Source organism: uncultured Brachyspira sp., assembly GCF_944390595.1.
In the GTDB taxonomy this organism is placed as follows: Bacteria; Spirochaetota; Brachyspiria; order Brachyspirales; family Brachyspiraceae; genus Brachyspira.
Genome location: NZ_CALXRN010000095.1, coordinates 1 through 19,746, shown reverse-complemented (window position 1 = coordinate 19,746; position 19,746 = coordinate 1). Strand labels below are relative to the sequence as shown.

The window sequence follows — 19,746 nt, the reverse complement described above, 5'->3', positions numbered from 1 at the left end:
ATACTTTATATGGCATCTTATAATATAACAGATAGAGATAATAATGTAACACAATTCGGACATGGAATATTTTTAAGAGGAACGATACCTGTAAAAACTTGGTTTGAAATAGAGCCTATAATATTTGTTTCAGGCTGGTATATAGATAAAAAACATAAATTTATTAGTGTTGAAGGCGATCCTTTTTATAGGGTTCCTTTCTATTTCGGACTTAATATAAAGAAAGATTTTGTATTTGATAACGGCATCGTTTTGGGGCTTGGTTTTGTTAATGGCTTATTCCTTAATGAAAAAAATGAAATAGGTATTAGATATGACCAAACTTTGCAATTTGACTTTACATATTTAGTGCCTGTTAAACAATAATAATAAAATTGCTTTTATTCTAAAATATAGTAATATTTTTGTGCAGGAGTTTTTATTATGAGTAATGATAAAGAATTAAATAAAAATTTAGAACATAAAAGCCCTCATAAAAATAATGATGAAGCAAGTTTCTCTCATGTTTATTTTTATAAGCTTTTATTTGAGAATAAACCTACTTTGCCTAATATAGAAGTATTAAAGCAGAAGATTAGAAAATTTTATGATAGTATTGATGTTGTATCCGGTGATAAAGGTATATACAGTATTGCTATTAATGATTTAAAAGTAAAATATAAGGATGATAAGGAAGTACCTGCTCAAGTATTGATGCCTGATGCTATGGAATTTGATTATACATCTATAAGCGATTATTATTATAGTCAAATGTGGGATGTGAAGGAACCAAAAGAGATTATAAAAAACTGCAACTATGAAATAATGCTTAGCGATTTTTTAGCTGCGGGACTTGATTATAAGGATAGAACAGCATTGCTCAATAATTGGCTTTATACAGCATTGCAGCTTTTTGATAATTGTATAGCTGTTTATAATGAACAAAGCGGAAAACTCCTTTTGCCTGAACAAATACTTAATAATAGTTATCCAAAAGATTTTAGATTTTTGTTTTCAGGTGTTAATATAAGACTTTTTAACGTTCAAAATTCTAATGATATCATAGTAGATACTTTAGGAATGTACGCTATAGGTTTGCCGGATATACAATACCATTTCCATGATTTGAATGTTAATGATGTAATATCGCATGCTTTAAATATAGCTGCCTATATATTTGATAAAGGCGATATTATAAAAAGCGGCGATACCATACAAAGCATATTTGAAAATGTGCAATGGAAATGCAGATATGAAAATTCTTTATTAAAACCTCATAGAGAAATTTTAGATATAAACATGCTTGAATATGCATCTGGTAACAGAAAAAATTAAAAATATTATACATATTATACTATATTATTAAAATATATTTGTTAATTTAGTTTTGATATTAATACTATATTTTTTATCAATAAAAAAATAATTATTAAAACTTTTAAAACATTATATATATTGTTTGTCTCATTTTTATTGTTATATAATTTAACAATAATTTTTCAATTTAAAATTTTCTTCAAGATTAAAAGAAATATTATAAATATATAAAGATTAATCTAATAAGTATCAAAAATGAATAAATATTGTGCTTAATTATAAAAAAAATATTATATTGAAATATATTTTTATTGAAATTGGTTTTGTTTTTTCCTATACTAGAAAACGTCAGTTTAATTAAATTTATTTATTGTATAAAAAATGGAGGGATAATAATAATGAGTGAAGATGTTTCTTTGTTAACAGAAGAAGACATTGCCGATGAGGTAAAAGCCTTAGTAAAGGAATGGAAAAATTCAGAAGGAAATCTCATAATGATTTGTCATGGTATACAGAAACATTATGGTTATGTTCCTAGAAATGTTGCTAAATATGTTTCTGAGCAAATAGATATACCGCTTGCTAGAATTTATGAGATACTTACTTTTTATAATTATTTTTCTATGGAACCGCCTGCTGAAAATAATATAGCAGTTTGTATGGGTACGGCTTGCTATTTGAAAGGCGGCGGTACGCTTGTTGAAGAAATTAAAAGAAAACTGAATTTAAAAGGCGATCAAAAATATTCTGCAGATAGGAAATATAAATTAGAAGAGGTTAGATGTATAGGCTGCTGCGGATTAGCTCCTGTTCTTACATTTAATGAGGAAGTTTCTGGAAGAGTTGTTGTTGAAGATATAGATAAATTTATAAAAACAGCAAAAGATGATAAGGAACAATAAGAATCGGAGGTTATGAAGATGTCAGAAAAATTAGACAGACAAAAATTAGAAGAACATAGATTGATTAAAGCCAAAGAAATAGAAGTAAGAAAAGGCGGCGAAGATATATCAGACGGCAAATTTCATATATTGGTTTGCGGAGGTACAGCATGCGAATCCAATAAAAGTGATGAAATAGTAAGATTATTAAAAGAACATGCAGCAAATAATGGTATAGCTGACAGAGTTGTTGTAATAAAAACAGGATGTTTTGGTTTCTGCAGTCAGGGGCCTGTTGTTAAAATTATGCCTGGAAGAGTGTTCTATACACATGTTACGCCGGAACATGCTAAAGATATTATAGAAAAACATATATTAAAAAATGAACTTCTTTTGAGAATACTTTACAAAGAACAAAGAGAACATAGGGACTTTTCTAAAGAAATTAACTTCTATCAAAAACAGCAGAGAATTGTACTTAAAAACTGCGGTATTATAGATCCTGAAAATATAGACGAATATATAGGCAATGATGGATATAAGGCACTTTCAAAAGTATTATTTGATATGACTCCTGATGATGTTGTAAAAGAATTGGAAATTTCAGGACTTAGAGGAAGGGGAGGAGCAGGATTCCCTACATGGAAGAAATGGAGCTTTACTAAGTCTGTACAATCAGATTTGAAATATGTTGTATGTAATGCTGACGAAGGAGACCCTGGTGCATACATGGACAGAAGTATATTAGAAGGGGATCCTCATTCTGTTATAGAGGCAATGACAATAGCAGGATATACTATAGGTGCTAGTAAAGGATATTTATATATAAGGGCTGAATACGGACTTGCAGTTGATAGAGTAAAAATAGCGTTAAAGCAGGCTTATGATTACGGATTATTAGGAAATAATATATTGGGAAGTAATTTCTCATTTGATTTGGATATAAGACTTGGGGCAGGTGCATTTGTATGCGGAGAAGAAACAGCATTATTAGCTTCTATTGAAGGAAATAGAGGAACTCCTAGACCTAGACCTCCTTTCCCAGCAATTAAGGGTTTATTTGAAAAACCTACCGTTATTAATAATGTTGAAACATTTGCTAATATTACAGCTATTATTAATAAAGGCGGAGAATGGTTTGCTTCTATTGGTACAGAAAAATCAAAGGGTACAAAAGTATTTGCTTTGACAGGAAATATAAATGTATCAGGACTTGTTGAAGTTCCTATGGGTACAACTATTAGAGAAATAGTATTTGATATTGGAGGCGGAATACCTAATGATAAATTTGTAAAAGGTGTTCAGACAGGAGGACCTTCAGGAGGTATAATACCTGAGGAGCTTTTTGGAACTCATATAGACTTTGATAATTTGGTTGCTTTAGGTTCAATGATGGGTTCAGGCGGTATGATAGTTATAGATGAAGATAACAATATGGTTGATTTTGCTAAGTTTTATCTTGGATTCTGTGTTGATGAAAGCTGCGGAAAATGTGTGCCTTGTAGAGTAGGCGGAATGCAGATGCTTAAAATTTTAGAAAAATTTACTAAGAAGAGAGCTAAAGAAGATGATATACAAAAATTAAAAGATATTGCTTTAACTATGAAAAAAGCTTCATTATGTGCTTTAGGCTCTACAGCAGCTAACCCTGTAATGTCTACATTAAAACATTTTGAAGATGAGTATAAAGCTGGTATATTTAGCCCTCCTGTTCCTAAAAAGAATTAATAGTATGGTTGGTATTTAAGGAGTATAAAATTATGGTTAAAATAAGAATAAATGGTAAATCTATAGAAGTTGAAGAAGGTCTTACTATATTAAAGGCTGCTAAAAAATTGGGTATAAAAATTCCGTCATTATGCTATCACCCTGATATTCCTCCTACTTCAGCATGCGGTATATGTGTTGTAAAGTTGGCTAATCAGGGAAATAAATATGTTAGATCATGTTCCATGGTTGTTGAAGAGGGAATGGATATAATAACTCATGATGCTGAAATTAATACAGTAAGAAAAGGTGTATTGGAATTGGTATTATCCGCACATCCTAATGATTGTTTAAATTGTATTAGGAATGGAGAATGCGAGCTTCAGGCAGCAGCAGCAGATTTTGGTGTTAGAAACTCTAAATATGATAATATAAAACAAAATCATCCTAGAGATGAATCAGCAGGAAGTATAGTTCTTAATCCTGAAAAATGTATTAAATGCGGAAGATGCGTTGTAGTTTGTCAGGAAATGCAGAAAGTACATGCATTAGGTTTTGTTAATAGAGGTTTTGATACCTATTTTGCTCCTAGTGCTGTTTCATTAAAAGATTCGCCTTGTGTTGACTGCGGACAATGTGCTTCTCACTGTCCGGTTGCTGCAATATATGAAAAAGATCAAACTATGGAAGTTCAGGCTGCTATAGATGATAAAAATACTTATGTTACAGTACAGATGGCTCCTTCTGTTAGGGTTGCTTTAGGAGAATATTTCGGACTTAAGCCTGGAGAAAATATTACCGGAAAAATATATGCAGCTATGCGTTTAATGGGATTCAATGCTATATTCGATACAAATTTTGGTGCTGATATGACTATTATGGAAGAAGCACATGAGTTTGTTAAAAGATTTACAGAAAGCAATGGTACATCAATTATGACTACATCATGCTGTCCTGCTTGGGTTAAATATGCAGAGGAATATTATCCTGACTTAATTGAAAATATTTCAAGTGCTAAGTCTCCTCATATGATGCTTGCACCTATGGCTAAGACTTATTATTCAGACAAAGCTAATGTTGATCCTTTCTCTATTTTCAATGTATCAATAATGCCATGTACCGCTAAGAAAAATGAGATAAGAAAAAATGAAACTATGTATTCAAGCGGATATAAAGATGTTGATGTTGTACTTACTACTAGAGAGTTTGCAAGAATGATTAAGCACTACGGTATAGATATTGCGGGAATTGAACCTGAAGAAGCAGATAATATATTAGGTGAATATACAGGTGCTGGTACTATATTTGGAGCTTCAGGCGGTGTTATGGAAGCTGCTTTGAGAACAGCTTATAATATAATATCCGGATCTAATATGAGCAGTCTTGACTTTGAAGATGTTAGAGGACTAGACGGAGTAAAAAGAGCTACAGTAAAAGTATTGGATAAGGAAGTAAAAGTAGCAGTTGTAAACGGACTTCATAATGTTGATCCTGTAATGCAGGAAATAAGAGCTGCTAAAGAAAAAGGAGAAAATCCTCCATATCATTTTGTGGAAGTTATGGCATGTCCTGGAGGATGTGTAGGAGGAGGCGGTCAGCCTTATGGACCTACTGATGAAGTTAGACTCGAAAGAGCCGGAGGTTTATATAAAGAAGACAAAAATACTGTAAAACATAGATGTTCTCATGAAAATGAAAATCTTAAAAAACTTTATGATGAATTCTTAGGAAAACCTCTTGGAGAGAGAGCTCATCATTACTTACATACAGAATATGAAGTTAATGAAAAATATACAAAATAATTTGTATATATTATGACAAAAAGCACTATGATAAAATTTATCATAGTGCTTTTTATTTTATATGAAAAGTTTTATTAACAGCTATTTTATGAATCCATTTTCGGAAACTATAAATTTATATTTACTGTTTTAATATTTATATAAGTAAATATTAAAATTATAGAACTTTCATAAATATTAATTTTTAAAAGTTATTAAACTAGTTTGTATAATATATAGCATACAATGTATTTCTTGATTTGTCAATTATTTTTATAAAAATAGCCGATGCTTTTATGCACCGGCTATTATTACTATTATTTTATAAATTTAATTTAAGCTTTATAAGGAACTTTTATTATGGCTTTTTTAACATGAGTTTTTCCTGTTTTTGGAGGAAGTCCTACTCTGTGAGCATCATAAGGAAGAAGTATTAAAACATCTCCTGGTGTAAGAGTTAAGCAGGCTGTTCCTTCTCCTTCCCAATCATGGTAATCTGAAGCTTCATCATAATTTTTTGGTTTTAATGTAGAAGTATTTGCTATTATAAAATCTTCTGCACCTTCAAAAATAATTTGAACATCAACGTATTTTAAGTGAGATTCCCAAGGAGGATTGTCTTTATTATCATACTCCATAACATTAATGAAAGCACCTTCGCAAATTTCTTTGTCTAGTGCATGTTTTCCTACAGAAAGTTTTTTTAATTCTTCGTAATGTTCTCTTACATAGTTTTTTGCTTTCCATATAGTATCATGGAAACTTTGATTAAATTCGCTTTTTATTGGTTTTAATATCATAAATAAATCCTTTATAATTTTTATTTAATGTCCGCGTGAACAAATAATTATCAAAAAATTATAGTTTAGATAAGTATTTGTCAAACATGTCTTTTAATAATTTTTTCTCTGTTTTGCTAAATGGTTTTGAACCCATAGGTGCTCTGCAGTATGAAACAGCTGAAGAATCATAAAATGTTATGCATTCTTTAAGGGCAGGGTATATTCCTACATTTAATAATGTTTTTATTATATCATTCATATCATGCTGTATTTTTAATGCTTTAGATAAGTCTTTATTTTCAATAGCCTGAACAACTTTTTTAGCTAATGGAGCTTGAATATTATATGTTGAACCTATTGCTGATCTTAAGCCGTAAGATGCATAAGCTAATAACATTTCATCAAAACCAGCCCATATCATTTTATCTGGGAATTTTTGTATTAATCTTTCTAAAAGGAATAAATCAGATGAAGTATATTTGATTCCCATTACTCTTTTATCTTCAAATAATTTTCCGAAATCATCTAAAGATATGCTGTTATTTGAAAGACTAGGTAAAAAATAAATTACAAGAGGAATTTTGCTTGTAGATTTTAATATAGTATTATAGTATTTGCTTATATCTGCAAATGAAAAAGGATAGTAGTATGGAGTAACGGCTGATATTAAATCATATCCCAATTCTTCTGCCTTTTGTGCCATTTCACATGCTTCATTAAGATTCAATGTTCCTACATGAGCTATCAATGGAATTTTGCCATTAGATTCTTCTTTTGTTATTTCAAAAACTGCCATTCTTTCATCTTTAGACATTAAAAGTCCTTCTCCTGTAGAACCGCCTACATATAAACCATCTGCTTTCATACGGTCAATATTATGTCTTACATATTTTCTTAACACTTTTTCATCTAATTTTCCGCTTTTAGTGAAAGGTGTCATTAGAGCGGATAATATACCGGGACATTTATTCATACTCTACTCCTTTATAATATTTTTTGATTATGGATATTGTATAAATTAAGTTTAATTTTTGCAATATATATGATATTTATTTTATAAAAAATATTTGCAAACTATAATCTTTTTGATATAATTATTTTTCTAAATATCAATTTTGTAATAATTGTTTTTTATTAACTCTTTTATGAAAGATGAACGTATTTTAATTTTTCTTAGATTTATTTCTATAGTATTTTTAGTACTATTTATATTGCTTAATATATTTTCTATAATTCATTATCAAAATAAATTTATTTTTATATTATTATTTATTTTATTTATATTATTTTTTATACCGTCTCTTATATTTTATAAATATATTTTAAGGCTGTATATTGTTAGAGATTATAAAGAGATAGAAGAGCAGTCATTAAATGGAAAAGTTTACAGATTTTCAAAAATTAACAGCGTGATAATAAATGATTATCAAAGAGCTATAATAGATTTAAAAGAAAAAAACAGTTATATTTTAGGAAGATATGATGTACTAAATAATCTAAAAAATCAATATAAAAAAGACATGAAGAAAGCTAGAAAACTTCAGGAATCTATGCTTCCTAAAAAGATGCCTAATAATAATTTGATATCTTCCGCCTATCTTTATAAGCCTCTTGAAGTTATAGGAGGAGATTTTTTCGATTATGTATATATAAATCAAGATAGAATTTTATTCATTATATCAGATATCAGCGGACATGGGGTAGAGGCTGCTATTGTAACAGCTATGCTTAAATCTACTTTTAGGAATTTGGCTAATTCTTTTGAATCTGTAAGCTCCATAATAAGTGAAATAAATAGTGTTTTAATTAATACTCTTCCTATAAATTATTATTTAACTATGATAGTGGCAGAAATAGATTTATTAAATTATAAAGTAACATATTCTAATGCATCTCATACTCCGCTTTTATTAAGTAAGGGAGAAGATGTAATAGAATACAGCAAAGGAGGTACAATAGTAGGGCTTTTTCCTAAAGCATATTATGAAGAAGAAGTTATTGATATAAATAAAGGCGATATATTGTTTTTTTATACAGATGGTTTAACAGAAGCATCAAGATCAAAAAATAAATATGATTTTTACAGCATTAATAGACTGAAAAAAGCAATTTATGACAATAGACATTCCAAAGCAGAGTCATGTATTGAATTAATAAAAAAAGATTTTTATGAATATCTTTCATATATGTCGCCTGATGATGATTTTACTATTGTTTTATTTAAGATAAACTAATTTGAATTATTTAAGTAATGTGATATAATATCGATACTTATAAATGGAAAGATATATTTAAAAGGTAAAGGTTTTATTGTGTATAATTCTATAATTGGGTATGCTTCTAAACTTATAAAAGGAAGTATTGTATTTTCTATAATAATATTTATTGCTTTGTCTCAGCTTATGACAATAGCTTCTATATTTAGTTTGATGTGGAAATATGAAATACTATTAAATGATAATATACCATTTTTTAGAGAATTTTCTATATATGCTTTGCTGATTGTATTGTTAATAATTGGTGTACTATTTTCTGTAATATCCAGCTCATATATATTTTCTAAAAATAATAGGATGTTTTCTACACTCCGTATATTCGGAGCTACAAAATTAGCCATAAAGAAATTGGCTATGCTTATAAGTTTATTATATCCTACAATATCATTCATTATTTGTGCGATAGAGATGTCTATACTATATTTAAGATATAGATCGTATATACTTACTTTAATAGAAGTTTCTGATGTTATTAATGGGGCATTTGTAGTATTATGTGCTAATGTAGTTTTGATAGTTGGATTTATGATAGGGGCTTTTATATCTAATTCTGTGCTTTTATATAAAGACCCTTATGAGGATTTGAGGGGAACACTATGAATATAAAAATAATCAATGTTTCAAAGACTTTCCCTTTAGGTGTTACTCAATGTAATGCCTGCGAAGATATTAGTTTGGACATTAATCAGGGAGATTTTATTAGTTTTGTAGGTCATACAGGAAGCGGCAAAAGTACATTGCTTAGTATTGTAGGCGGAATACTTAAGCCAAGCAGCGGAACAATTTATTATGATTCATATAAATTAAATGGTGCCTCTGAAGATGTTCTAGCTAGTTTTAGAAGAGAATATTTTTCTTATATATTTCAATATCCTGTTATTATACCAACTATTAGTATTATAGATAATGTTCTTATGCCTTTAGCTTTCAAACATAAGATTACAGAAGAAAAGATTAATCAAACAAAAGAGAATATAGAATTATTTGCCCTTAAAGATAAAATGTATTCTAAAGCTTCCAATTTGTCAGGCGGAGAAATGAAAAAAGTGGCTATATTGAGAGCTTTAGCTTATGGATGTAAATGCTTGATAGCAGATGAACCTACAAGCGATTTAGATCCTGCAACTACAAAAACTTTAATGGAAATACTTTCAACAATTAATAAACAAGGTACTACTATTGTTATGGTTACTCATGCACATAACATAGCAGCACATGCTAATAATGTTTATGAAATGTCCAACGGCAGAATAGTACGATGTTTAAAATAAAGTATTTAACTATTGCTATATATATGCATTTCTAAATAGTGATCTATAAGTATTCTATATGAATTAATAATTTTTCTTATTTCGTTTATATGTATATCTTTGTTTTTATATTCAGGTTCAAATCTTTTTAGCTTATTTATTTTTTCTTTTACTGCATTAGGAATAATGTTATCGGGAAGTTTTTGACTGCTGTTAATTGAAGTCCAATTTCCATTTTCATCAAATGTAATTGATATCTCATTATCAAGCTCTACATCATATCCTGTTTCTGTTTTCTCTAAGTATATTACTTTAGATTTAATAAATTTACTCTTTATAAATATTTCAGCATTGTAAGGGAGTTTAGTATTTATTGATTTGAGAGTTCCGTCCATTTTTTGCTCCAAATAAATAATTTAATACTTCCAATAATATTTTCGTATTTTTCTTTAAAAAATCAATATTCAATATATAAATACTATTTTATATTTTTAATATAACAATTTTTTTATAAATGCAAATATTTTTTATTAATTTTTTTCATAAATAAATATGTTATACATGATACGCTTATTCCTATAAACATTCCCAAAACAACATCACTTGGATAATGAACAACTAGATAAACCCTTGAAAAACCTATGAGTAATGCTATTAATATTGCTATAAAGCTATACTTTTTATTAAAATATAGAAAAATAGGGAAAAGTACAGCAAATGATGCTGTAGTATGAGAAGAGGGGCATGAAAATGATGTTTCTAAATGTTCTCCAACAGCAACCCAATATTCATTATAAACAGGATCCATAAAAGGACGTTCTCTTGCTATTAATGGTTTTAATATTATAGCACCTATAAATACTGATATAAATAAACTTGCCATCATATTGATTCCGCAAAGCCTTGTTCTTTTTATAAATATTAAAATTATGGTAAATATCATTAATGGTATTGATTCCCCTAAATTAGTTATTAAAGAGAAGAATAAATCTAATATTTTGTAATTATTATGTAAATTATGAGCAAACTCTATTATTGTTTTATCAAAAATATTTATTATATCCATTATTTGTTTTCCTTTGTTTGTATAATAACCAAAATTATTTGAAGTGATAGAAATAAAAACAGTTAATTTCATTTGTTGTAATATTATTGTTTTATTTAATTATTAGTTAACAAGTATTGTCGGCTGCAATCTTTAGTTAAAATATATTTGCAAAAATATTTGAAAATGATACTATAATTGAAAGTTATTAAAATAGAAAACATATAAGGAAACAAAATGAATATAGATAATATTAATGATATAAGAAAAAAAGTAAAAACTGTAAAAATTGGAAATGTGCTAATAGGCGGAAATAATCCTGTAAGCATACAATCTATGACAAATACAGATACTAGAAATATAAAAGATACTGTTGAACAGATAAAATCTCTTGAAGATGCCGGAGTTGATATAGTAAGGCTTGCTGTTTTAGATATTGATGCCGCCAAAGCTATTAAAGAAATAAAAAAACAAACGAAAGTTCCTTTAATTGCTGATATACATTTTGATCATCGTTTGGCATTAGAAAGTATGAAAAGCGGTATTGATTCTTTAAGACTCAATCCTGGCAATATAAAAGATAAAGAAAAAGTAAAAGAAGTTATAAAAGAAGCTAAGGAAAGAAACCTTACAATAAGAGTTGGAGTAAACGGCGGAAGTTTAGACAGAAGCGTATACAAAGAAGTAACACCTGAAAATATGGTTAAAAGTGCCGCTGAACATATAAAATTAATGGAGGATTTAGATTTTACAAATATAAAAGTATCTTTAAAATCCTCTGATATAAAAACTACAATAGAAGCCAATACTTTATTTAGAGAAAAATTTAATTATCCTATACATTTGGGTGTAACAGAAGCTGGTACTTTAAGAAGCTCTCTCATAAAAAGTACAAGTGCTTTATCATATTTAATAATGCAGGGTATTGGGGATACTATAAGATATTCTATTACTGGAGATCCTGTAGAAGAAGTAATGGCTGGAAAAATGCTTCTTAAATTTTTAGGAATAAGAAATGAGCCTTCTATAGAAATAATATCATGTCCTACATGCGGAAGATGTCAGGTTAATGTTGAAGAAGTTGCTAGTTTTATAGAAAAGCATGTGCAGAATATAAAAAAGAATATAACTATAGCTATTATGGGATGTGTTGTTAATGGACCTGGTGAGGCAAGACATGCTGATTTCGGAGTTGCTGGAACAGGCGATGGCAATTTTATATTTTTTGAAAAAGAAAATGAACCTATAAAAGTAGCTAAAGATAATATTATAAATTTTCTTACAAAGAAAATAGAGGAATTTTAATTATTTTATGTATATGCTTTTATCGTTTCGGCATAGAATATAAATAAAGTTTTTTATTAAATTAATTTATTTATCTCTATTAACTTTTATAAGTTTTGGAGCTTTAGTTCTTTTAACATAAGTTCTTTTTTGTTAGATTTATTATTTTTTATATTTGCCTCAGCAAGGCTTATAGTATTTTCATCATTACTATTAATTTCATTTTTTATAGAACTGCTTATTTCATCTATTTTATCCGATTCTATTTCTAATATTGTATTTCTTATTTTTTCTATTTTCCAATCAAGATCATTTTCTTTTTCATTTATAACAGGTATTATTAATTGATTAAGATTATCTTTATCAAAATACACACCTGAATTTTTTGTATTGATTAGATTTATAAGTTTATTCATATCTATTTTTGAATATTTATCTAGTTTTATATATATATTGTACTGACCTTCTATTACAGACAGAACTCTTATTTTCTTTAATAGCACTTTAAGCCTTGCTATATCAAAAATGTCTTCAAGTTCTTTAGGAAGTTTGCCGTATTTATCAATCATATAATCTTTAGCATAATCAATATCATCATTGCTTTGAGAACGCATTATAAGTTTATATGCTGATATTTTTTCTTTAATATCTGATATGTAGCTGTCTGGTATAAATAAATCATGCTTTAAATCTATTACAGTATCAAATGTAACTTCTTTTATTTCGCCTTTATATTCATTAGTAGCTTCTTCAAGCATTTGGGTATATAGTTCATATCCTACTTGATATATCATTCCAGACTGTTCTTTTCCTAGTATATTTCCTGCTCCTCTAATCTCCAAATCACGCATAGCAATTTTGAATCCTGCCCCTAAATCTGTATGCTCGGATATAGCTTCAAGTCTTTTATATGCTACTTCAGTTAATGCTAAATCGCTAGGATAGAACATATAAGCATAAGCCTCTCTGTCGCTTCTTCCTACACGTCCTCTTAATTGATAAAGTTCTGATAATCCTAATTTATTGGCATTATCTATTAATATAGTGTTTGCATTAGGTATATCTATTCCATTTTCTATTATAGTTGTTGATACTAAAATATCATACTTATGATTAATAAAATCATTCATAATTTTTTCAAGCTGATTTCCTGACATTCTTCCATGAGCAACACATATTCTTGCTTTTGGACATAATTTTTTTATCATAAGGGCAAATGATTCTATGGTGTCTATTCTGTTATATAAATAAAATACCTGACCATTTCTTTTTAATTCTCTTTCTATTGCATTAGTAACAGCTTCTTCTGAAAATTCTGTTACAAAGGTTTTTACCGGTATTCTATTCAAAGGAGGCGTTTCTATTATACTAATATCTCTTATACCGGTTAAAGCCATATTTAAAGTTCTAGGTATAGGAGTAGCTGAAAGAGTAAGTACATCTGTTTCTAATCTTAGTCTCTTTAACGCCTCTTTATGCTTAACACCGAAACGCTGCTCTTCATCTATTACTATAAGTCCCAAATTTTTAAACTCAATATCTTTTGATAAAAGCATGTGAGTGCCTACTATTAAATCGCATGAACCATTTTTTAATAATTCTTTATTTCTTTTAGCTTGCTTTGAAGTTACAAATCTATTTAGAACTTCTATTCTTATAGGGAAGTCCTCAAATCTTTTTTTAGCATTATTATAATGCTGCTGAGAAAGTATTGTAGTAGGGCAGAGTATGGCACATTGTTTTCCTGCCATTATAGCTTTAAATACTGCTCTGAAAGCAACTTCTGTTTTACCAAATCCAACATCACCGCATACAAGCCTGTCCATCATCTTTCCGCTTTCCATATCTTCTTTTATATCATTTATAGCCCTTAATTGATCAACAGTTTCTTCATAATGGAATGAGGCCTCAAAATCATCCTGCCATTGAGTATCAGCTCCGTATACATTTCCTTGAATATTAGACCTTATAGCATATAATTTTATTAATTCTCTTGCAGTAGCTAAGGCATCTTCTCTGGCTTTGCTCTTTATTTTATCCCAAGCACTTCCGCCTAATAATGTTAATTTTGGGGCTTCTCCATGACCGGATATATATTTTTGTACAAAGTTCATCTGTTCAACAGGTATGTACAATTTATCGCCTTTTGCATACTCCAATGTAAGATAATCTTTTTCTTTTCCATTGGACATTTTTCTTGTAAGTCCTAAATATTTGCCTATACCATAATTAACATGAACAGCATAATCTCCTACATTCAAATCAACAAATGTTTCTATCAAATTTTTATTAACTTTTGGTATCTTTCTTATTTTTTTTCTTCTTCTTCCGAATACTTCCCAATCTGCTATGAATATTGTTTTTATGTCATCTTTTATGAATCCTGAAGAGGCTTGAGTTGTTATAATATAAAAATCATTTTCATTTTGTGATAAATCAATTTTTTCTTCTTCTTTTATGATTTCTATATTATTGGCATCATCATTATTAATTTCTGCATCTTCCGGAATTATAATTTTTGGTTCTAAGTCATGCATTATTTTATAGAATCTATTAGCCTGATCATAATGTCCGGTAGATAGAATTATTAAATAATCTTTTTCTCTATACTCTTTTACATAATCTAAAAACTCTGTCAATTTTGATTTAAACGATACGCCTTCATTAAAACTAAATTTGTGAATTTGACTATCAACTATAAACGGAGAAATATTAATGGATTTTTTTATAATTTCTGCAAAGTAATTATTATCTATATATAACTTTTCAGCTTCGCCTATTATAGTAAATATATTATCTATATCATTAAAATTTTCTCTTATGCTGTCTAATATATTTATAAGTTTGCTTTTCAATTTTAAAGCATCATCAATAAATATATAATCATCATTAAAATAATCAAATATAGTTTCTAAGTTTGAATAGAACATAGGAAGTAAATTTTCACTTCCGGCAAAATATTTTCTTTTTATTATATTATCTTTAAGTTCATCTTGAATATCATTATTATTAATAAACTCTTCTACCTCTGAATCATCATAAACCACTTCACGCACAGGATATATTATAATATCTTTTATATTTTGAAATGATCTTCCGTCTTCTATATTGAATAATCTTATACTTTCAACTTCATCATCAAACATTTCTATTCTTATTGGATTATCATATTCTATTGAAAATATATCTATTATACTTCCTCTTACAGATGCTGTTCCTTTTTCTGATACTTCTCTTTCTATTACATATCCTAAATCATATAATGCTAATCTTAGATTATCTAAATCTAATTTATCATGTACTTTTATTGGTATATAAAAATCTTTTAAATCATCTTTATTTGCTATTTTTCTTGTTATAGAGTTAATAGTTGCTATTACTATACATTTTTCTTTATTAATTAATTTATATAAAATATTTATTCTATCTTGTGCTATATCTGTAATAGGAGACATTTTTGTAAATGGAACAGTATCATAGTCAGGAAAATAATAATTTGGAATATTATAAAAATTTAAAGACTGACTAAGAAGCATTGCCTCGCTTTCATTTTCTTTTATTACAAGAATTGATTTGTTATTATTATTAAAAACTGATGCAAAAAATAATGCGTCGCTTCCGCCTTTAAGTCCTGTTATGCTTTTTGTGTTTTCTATATCAAAAGATTTAAACTCTTCACTTTCTGAAAATTTATTTATTAATATTTGACTTATATTATTATTCTGTTCCATATCAACTTTATTAACTTTAGAATTTAAAATGATTTTACATATTTTTATATAATAAATAAAATTTTATTAAAAAGCAATAGATTATAATTTATAATTTCTTTATTCCGAAAATATATACATAATATTTTTATTTGGATGAAAGAATATGAGACTCTATATTACTTTTGTTTTATTATTTTTAATAACATCTTGTGCTTCTAATGTAAAAGTTTCTGAGCATAATGTTGATTATAATGATTTATGGATAAAAACAGTAAGCGGTAAAAGTGTAATGGCTCCTAATGGTTATCTTTATACATTCAAAGAAAATGGAAATGTTGAATATAAAATAAATGGTATGGTACGCGGGAAAGGAATATTTGTATGTGCTGAAAGTGAAACAAATGCATACTACTATGAGAATATGCCTTTAGGTTATGTTGCTAATGATATAAAAGGTTTATCAGAAATATCTAAAAGCAATGTTAATATGTTTGTTGGATTTATAATTTCAAATGATAAAATAAAAATGACATCCGGATATACAAAAGAATATAATGATAGATTAGATAATTGGAAAAAGAATAATTTAACTATATATTATACTCTGCGTGAAGGAAAAGATATGAGAGAATATCCTATTCCATATATGAAAGAAGTAAATTTAAATAATACTATAGAGTTTGGACAATTAAGATAATTTGCTTTATTTTTTTAAAATAAGTATTTTTATATTAAAATAAATTTTAAATCTATATAATTATTTTCAAAATTATTTAATTTATAATAAATTTCAGTATTATTATTCATGATTAGTTGAGCGGATTTTTATTAAATAAATTTACCTATTAATGTATGACTTTTTATCTCTGTAACCTCTGCATCAAAAATATCGCCCATATTAAGTTCTTTTTCTTTTTTTACTAGAATTATTCTATTTTCCTTGCTTCTGCATAAATAGTGCATATTATCCTTGGCAATATCATCTACCATTACAGATGTTTTTTTACCAACCTGCTTTGATAATAATTTCTGAGCTAATTCTCTTTGATAATTTACAAGATTAGTAAGTCTTCTTGCCCCGGTAGCTTTATCATACTGTACATTTTTTTTATAAGCAATAGAGCCTTCTCTCTCTGAATATTTATACAGGTAAGCTTCTTCAAAACCTATACTTTCAAGTAAATTTAATGTTTCTTGATACTCATCTTCTGTTTCATCAGCATAACCAACTATTATATCCGTTGAAATAGGGAAGTCATCAGTATAACTTCTTAAGTATGATACTTTTTTTACATATTCATCTTTTGTGTATTTTCTATTCATCAAATTTAATATTCTATCTGAACCGCTTTGAAAAGGTAAATGTATATGCTTACATAAACTATTTAGATTCCATATAGCATCAGCTAAATCTTTATCAAAATCTTTAGGATGGGAAGTTAAAAATCTTATCCAAACCTTATCTTTAGCCTTTTCATCAATAACTTTGTCTAATTTGTATAATAATTCTGTAAAATTAATTTCATTATCAATATCAAGCCCATAAGAATTAACATTCTGTCCAAGTAATGTTATCTCTTTAGCTCCGTCATCTATTAATCTCTTTAATTCTTCTGTAATATCATCTGATTTTCTGCTTACCATTTTTCCTCTGGTATGAGGCACTATACAGTAAGTACACCAATTATTACAGCCATGAGATATAGGTATAAATGCTTTATGCGGTTTATCCTCATCCACATATGATTTATTAAATATGTAATTATCATTAAATTTTCTTACAAAAACTTCCTCATCTTTTAAGTAATCTATAATATTAACTTCATTGTATACATCAAATATCTTATCAACACCCAGACTTTCAAGATGTTCCTTAGAAGTTTGAGCCATACAGCCCATAATTATTATTTTTGTGTCTTTTTTATTCTTTTTTCTATTAGCATTGAATAATTTAACTCTTGAAAATACTCTCTCTTCAGCATGAGCCCTTACACTGCATGTATTTATTATGATATTATCAGCATTTTCATAATTTTCTGTCTGTATAAAACCTTCCTGCATCAAAGAGTTTATTAAACTGTTTGAGTCTGCCTTATTCATTTGGCATCCGTAATTTTCTAGGTAAAAATTTTTCATATTCTAATCTTTATTATTTAGTAAATTTTGATTTAATTTCATTTATTAATATTTCTGGTACAAGTCCGTCTATAGGACCATTAAATTTTAAGACTTCTTTTATCAAAGATGAACTTACATAAGCATAGTTTTCAGATGTATGTAAAAATATAGTGTCCATTTCCGGGTATAAAAGTTTATTCATTCTAGCCATTTTTAATTCATAGTATAAATCTTCACTATCTCTAATTCCTCTGGCTAATACTTTTATGTTATTTTCTCTCATATAGTTTGTAACAAGTCCTGATATGGATACTATTTCTATAGTTTCATTTTCTCCTATCACTTTTTTTATCATATTTTTTCTTTCTTCTACAGTAAAAGTCGGAGATTTTTCCAGATTAACAGCTACAGATATATAAACTTTTTCAAATATATCAGCTAATCTATAAAGTACATCTAAATGTCCTAAGGTAAAAGGATCAAATGTTCCAGGGAATATCACTTTTCCATTTTTCATAATGAAACATTATATACAAAATTAATATAATATCAATATAGAATAATGGTTTATATTGACTTTTTGTATTTTTTGTATAGAATTATAACTATCAATATTTAGGGTACTATATGAAAAAAGTTCAGTTCAGTTCAGTTCAGTTCAGTTCAGTTCAGTTCAGTTCAGTTCAGTAATTTATAAAATATCATTCTGTAATCATTATTTAATATTTCATGTTGTTTACAATCTTTATGTAAATAAATTTCATTTTTTTAAAAAAGGAGAATAATATTATGAAAAAAATTATATTATGTTTATTTTTGGTGAATTTGTCATTATTTTCTCAGCAGTATACAGAACGATTGTATGATGCCATAGAAGACAATAATACAGAAGAAATTAAATATATAGTTAATGAGTACGATATAGATTTAAATAATACTTTTTTAAGAAAAGAAACTCCTTTATCAGGTCAATATGAATATGCTTATCTAAATTTTACACCTTTGATTTGGGCAATAGATTGTAAAAATTTAGAAGCTATAGATACGCTTTTAAAATTAGGGGCAAATTTAGAGCTTGAGTCAAGATATTATAATATTCGTAGTTTTAGTATGCTTCCTTTGATGGTTGCTGTTAATTTAGATGAAAATAAGAAAATGGAAAAAGTAGTATCTTTTCTAATGCAAAAAGGTGCAAAAATAGATGCTAAAAATAGAGAAGGAAAAACGGCATTGATGTATGCAGTATGCTGTGAGGGCAGAAGAGTAGGCAGCATTAATTTATGCAGAATGCTTATAAATGCTGGTGCTGATGTACATATAAAAGATAATGAAGGAATAACCGCTTTAATGTATGCTGCATATTCCCATGACAGCGAATGTGTAGATTTGCTTATAAAAAATAATGCAAATATAAATGAAAAAGATAAAAATTCTGCTGCAGCATTGATTTATGCCTGCAAAAATTCTAGTTTTGGGTTATATGGAAGTTTGAACCCAAATGTTGTAAAATCGCTTATTAAGGCTGGTGCTGATGTTAATGTAACTGATAATGAAGGAAATACCGCTTTATTATATGCAGTTATGATTGCTAAAGAATATTTATCCTATGATGG

The 19,746-nt window shown here is 27.7% G+C and carries 17 protein-coding genes and 1 pseudogene; 11 read left to right on the top strand and 7 right to left on the bottom strand.

Annotated elements, in window-relative coordinates:
• The 5 genes and pseudogenes from Q0J90_RS04905 to Q0J90_RS04885 form a co-directional block, all read left to right on the top strand.
• A pseudogene (locus tag Q0J90_RS04905) lies at nucleotides 1–366 on the top strand (hypothetical protein); the annotation flags it as partial.
• 57 nt (nucleotides 367–423) lie between these two features.
• The gene (locus tag Q0J90_RS04900; RefSeq protein ID WP_297276839.1) at nucleotides 424–1,314 is read left to right on the top strand and encodes a DUF4261 domain-containing protein; all 891 of its coding nucleotides are present in this window, start codon (nucleotides 424–426) and stop codon (nucleotides 1,312–1,314) included.
• A 380-nt stretch (nucleotides 1,315–1,694) separates the two neighbouring features.
• Nucleotides 1,695–2,198: an NAD(P)H-dependent oxidoreductase subunit E gene (locus Q0J90_RS04895; protein ID WP_297276838.1), complete on the top strand. Its 504-nt coding sequence runs from the start codon at nucleotides 1,695–1,697 to the stop codon at nucleotides 2,196–2,198.
• Nucleotides 2,199–2,216: 18 nt separating this feature from the next.
• A complete protein-coding gene (locus tag Q0J90_RS04890; protein WP_297276837.1) occupies nucleotides 2,217–3,905 on the top strand; it encodes a NuoF family protein in 1,689 nt (562 codons plus the stop codon).
• 32 nt (nucleotides 3,906–3,937) lie between these two features.
• Nucleotides 3,938–5,686 carry an NADH-dependent [FeFe] hydrogenase, group A6 gene (locus tag Q0J90_RS04885; protein WP_297276836.1) on the top strand — a complete coding sequence of 583 codons (1,749 nt, stop codon included), beginning with the start codon at nucleotides 3,938–3,940 and terminating at the stop codon, nucleotides 5,684–5,686.
• Between the two features lie 314 nt (nucleotides 5,687–6,000).
• Here Q0J90_RS04885 and Q0J90_RS04880 read toward each other — a convergent pair whose 3' ends face one another.
• Entirely contained in the window at nucleotides 6,001–6,465 is a 465-nt protein-coding gene (locus Q0J90_RS04880) for a YhcH/YjgK/YiaL family protein (protein ID WP_297276835.1), read from the bottom strand.
• Nucleotides 6,466–6,523: 58 nt separating this feature from the next.
• The gene (locus tag Q0J90_RS04875) at nucleotides 6,524–7,420 is read right to left on the bottom strand and encodes an N-acetylneuraminate lyase (protein WP_297276834.1); all 897 of its coding nucleotides are present in this window, start codon (nucleotides 7,418–7,420) and stop codon (nucleotides 6,524–6,526) included.
• A gap of 172 nt (nucleotides 7,421–7,592) precedes the next feature.
• Here Q0J90_RS04875 and Q0J90_RS04870 point away from each other — a divergent pair, with 172 nt between their 5' ends.
• The 3 genes from Q0J90_RS04870 (at nucleotide 7,593) to Q0J90_RS04860 (ending at nucleotide 9,994) form a co-directional block, all read left to right on the top strand.
• On the top strand, nucleotides 7,593–8,681 hold the full coding sequence (locus Q0J90_RS04870; protein WP_297276833.1) for a PP2C family protein-serine/threonine phosphatase: 1,089 nt from the start codon (nucleotides 7,593–7,595) through the stop codon (nucleotides 8,679–8,681).
• 78 nt (nucleotides 8,682–8,759) lie between these two features.
• Entirely contained in the window at nucleotides 8,760–9,323 is a 564-nt protein-coding gene (locus Q0J90_RS04865) for a hypothetical protein (RefSeq protein WP_297276832.1), read from the top strand.
• Nucleotides 9,320–9,994, top strand: coding sequence for an ABC transporter ATP-binding protein (locus Q0J90_RS04860; RefSeq protein ID WP_297276831.1), 675 nt, complete (start codon nucleotides 9,320–9,322; stop codon nucleotides 9,992–9,994). The genes Q0J90_RS04865 and Q0J90_RS04860 overlap by 4 nt, the downstream gene beginning before the upstream one ends.
• Nucleotides 9,995–9,999: 5 nt before the next feature.
• Here the strand turns inward: Q0J90_RS04860 and Q0J90_RS04855 are convergent, their stop codons facing one another.
• Nucleotides 10,000–10,368, bottom strand: a complete 369-nt coding sequence (locus Q0J90_RS04855; protein WP_297276830.1) for a PepSY-like domain-containing protein — start codon at nucleotides 10,366–10,368, stop codon at nucleotides 10,000–10,002.
• 113 nt (nucleotides 10,369–10,481) lie between these two features.
• Nucleotides 10,482–11,039 (bottom strand): phosphatase PAP2 family protein, encoded by a 558-nt coding sequence (locus Q0J90_RS04850; protein WP_297276829.1) that lies wholly within the window; start codon nucleotides 11,037–11,039, stop codon nucleotides 10,482–10,484.
• A 216-nt stretch (nucleotides 11,040–11,255) separates the two neighbouring features.
• Between Q0J90_RS04850 and ispG the strand changes: the two genes are divergently transcribed.
• On the top strand, nucleotides 11,256–12,323 hold the full coding sequence (ispG, locus tag Q0J90_RS04845; protein ID WP_297276828.1) for a flavodoxin-dependent (E)-4-hydroxy-3-methylbut-2-enyl-diphosphate synthase: 1,068 nt from the start codon (nucleotides 11,256–11,258) through the stop codon (nucleotides 12,321–12,323).
• A gap of 86 nt (nucleotides 12,324–12,409) precedes the next feature.
• Here ispG and mfd read toward each other — a convergent pair whose 3' ends face one another.
• Nucleotides 12,410–16,033, bottom strand: coding sequence for a transcription-repair coupling factor (mfd, locus tag Q0J90_RS04840; protein WP_297276827.1), 3,624 nt, complete (start codon nucleotides 16,031–16,033; stop codon nucleotides 12,410–12,412).
• A 145-nt stretch (nucleotides 16,034–16,178) separates the two neighbouring features.
• Here mfd and Q0J90_RS04835 point away from each other — a divergent pair, with 145 nt between their 5' ends.
• Nucleotides 16,179–16,712, top strand: coding sequence for a hypothetical protein (locus Q0J90_RS04835; RefSeq protein ID WP_297276826.1), 534 nt, complete (start codon nucleotides 16,179–16,181; stop codon nucleotides 16,710–16,712).
• A gap of 131 nt (nucleotides 16,713–16,843) precedes the next feature.
• Here Q0J90_RS04835 and miaB read toward each other — a convergent pair whose 3' ends face one another.
• Both miaB and coaD read right to left on the bottom strand, forming a co-directional pair.
• Entirely contained in the window at nucleotides 16,844–18,151 is a 1,308-nt protein-coding gene (gene miaB, locus Q0J90_RS04830; RefSeq protein ID WP_297276825.1) for a tRNA (N6-isopentenyl adenosine(37)-C2)-methylthiotransferase MiaB, read from the bottom strand.
• A 13-nt stretch (nucleotides 18,152–18,164) separates the two neighbouring features.
• Complete coding sequence (gene coaD / locus Q0J90_RS04825; RefSeq protein WP_297276824.1) at nucleotides 18,165–18,650, bottom strand: pantetheine-phosphate adenylyltransferase; 486 nt, start codon at nucleotides 18,648–18,650, stop codon at nucleotides 18,165–18,167.
• A gap of 272 nt (nucleotides 18,651–18,922) precedes the next feature.
• Here coaD and Q0J90_RS04820 point away from each other — a divergent pair.
• The coding region (locus tag Q0J90_RS04820; RefSeq protein WP_297276823.1) for an ankyrin repeat domain-containing protein at nucleotides 18,923–19,746 on the top strand (824 nt) is incomplete at its 3' end.